Source organism: Rhodococcus sp. NPDC003382, from assembly GCF_053589135.1.
Genome location: NZ_JBSFRH010000114.1, coordinates 1 through 1,465 on the forward strand (window position 1 = coordinate 1; position 1,465 = coordinate 1,465).

At 66.0% G+C, this 1,465-nt stretch carries 1 protein-coding gene; it reads left to right on the forward strand.

What is annotated here, in order from left to right; all coding sequences use genetic code 11:
- The first annotated feature begins 243 nt into the window (after positions 1 to 243).
- On the forward strand, positions 244 to 1,443 hold the full coding sequence (locus ACWDUD_RS30625) for an IS110 family RNA-guided transposase (RefSeq protein ID WP_248676766.1): 1,200 nt from the start codon (positions 244 to 246) through the stop codon (positions 1,441 to 1,443).
- The last annotated feature ends 22 nt before the right edge of the window (positions 1,444 to 1,465 follow it).

Consider the following 1,465-nt stretch of genomic DNA (forward strand, 5'->3'; position numbering starts at 1 on the left):
TCCTTACCTTTCTTTCAGGGGGTTCGAACTGGGCGACGGCCGTAGGCTTCGAACCACCCAGGGACGTCGGACATGGCTTTCATCGCTCTGCTGCCCCCGTCGATGGCCAAGGAGGATTGGCCACCCAACGTCCCGCGACGACTCGACCGCTGATTGAGAGACGCGATGTGATCGCTGTGTAAGGACACGACGGCGTGGTCGTCTGCTGGGGCCGACACCGGATCCGAGTGGGGAAAGACAACCATGGAACAACACGTGTGGGCCGGCCTGGACGCCGGCAAAACCGAACACCACTGCGTGGTCATCGACACCGACGGACACCGACTGCTCTCGCGCCGGGTGACCAACGACGAAACCGCGCTGAACGAGCTGATCTCGCAGGTCGCCGGACTCGCCCGAGACGGGCAGCTCACCTGGGCGATCGATCTGAACCACGGTGGCGCCGGCCTGGTGATCGCGATGCTGCTCGACCGCGACCAACAGTTGCTGTACATCCCCGGCCGTACCGTGCACCACGCGGCGGGCTCGTACCGCGGCGACGGCAAGTCCGATGCCAAGGACGCGGCGATCATCGCCGACCAGGCCCGCATGCGCCGCGATCTGCACCCGATCCGAATCGGCGACGAGATCGCGGTGGACCTGCGCATCCTCACCACCCGCCGCACCGACCTGGTGTGCGATCGCACCCGGGCGATCAACCGGCTGCGCGCCCAGCTGCTCGAGTATTTTCCCGCTCTCGAGCGGGCCTTCGACTACTCCACCTCCAAGGCCGCCTTGGTGCTGCTCACCGGCTACCGAACCCCCGACGGGATCCGCCGGATCGGCGCCGGCCGGCTCGAAGCATGGCTGCGGAAACATCATGCCCGCAACGCATCTCAGGTTGCGCAGACCGCAATCGCGGCGGCCGGGGCGCAGCACACGCGGGTGCCCGGCCAGCAGGTCGCCGCCGAGGTGGTCGCACGGCTGGCGAAAGAGGTGATTGCCCTCGATGCGCAGATCGGTGAGACCGAAGCGCAGATCGAGGCCCGATTTCACAGTCATCGGCACGCACGGATCATCCTGAGCATGCCCGGTTTCGGACCGATCCTCGGCGCGGAGTTCCTCGCGGCCACCGGCGGTGACATGAGTGTGTTCGAATCTGCCGACCGGCTTGCCGGCGTTGCCGGACTTGCTCCGGTTCCTCGTGATTCGGGGCGGGTGCGGGGCAATCTGCACCGGCCCAGACGCTACGACCGGCGTCTGTTGCGTGCCTGCTACCTGTCGGCGATGGTCAGTATCCGCAGTTGCGCGGAATCGAGGGTGTACTACGACCGGAAACGCGCTGAGGGCAAGCGTCATACTCAAGCTGTCCTTGCCTTGGCTCGCCGACGTGTGAACGTGTTGTGGGCGATGCTCCGCGACGAGGCGGTCTACCAGCCCGCGTCTACCGTCGCGGCGGCTTGACAACTTCATTGAGATTCCTCCT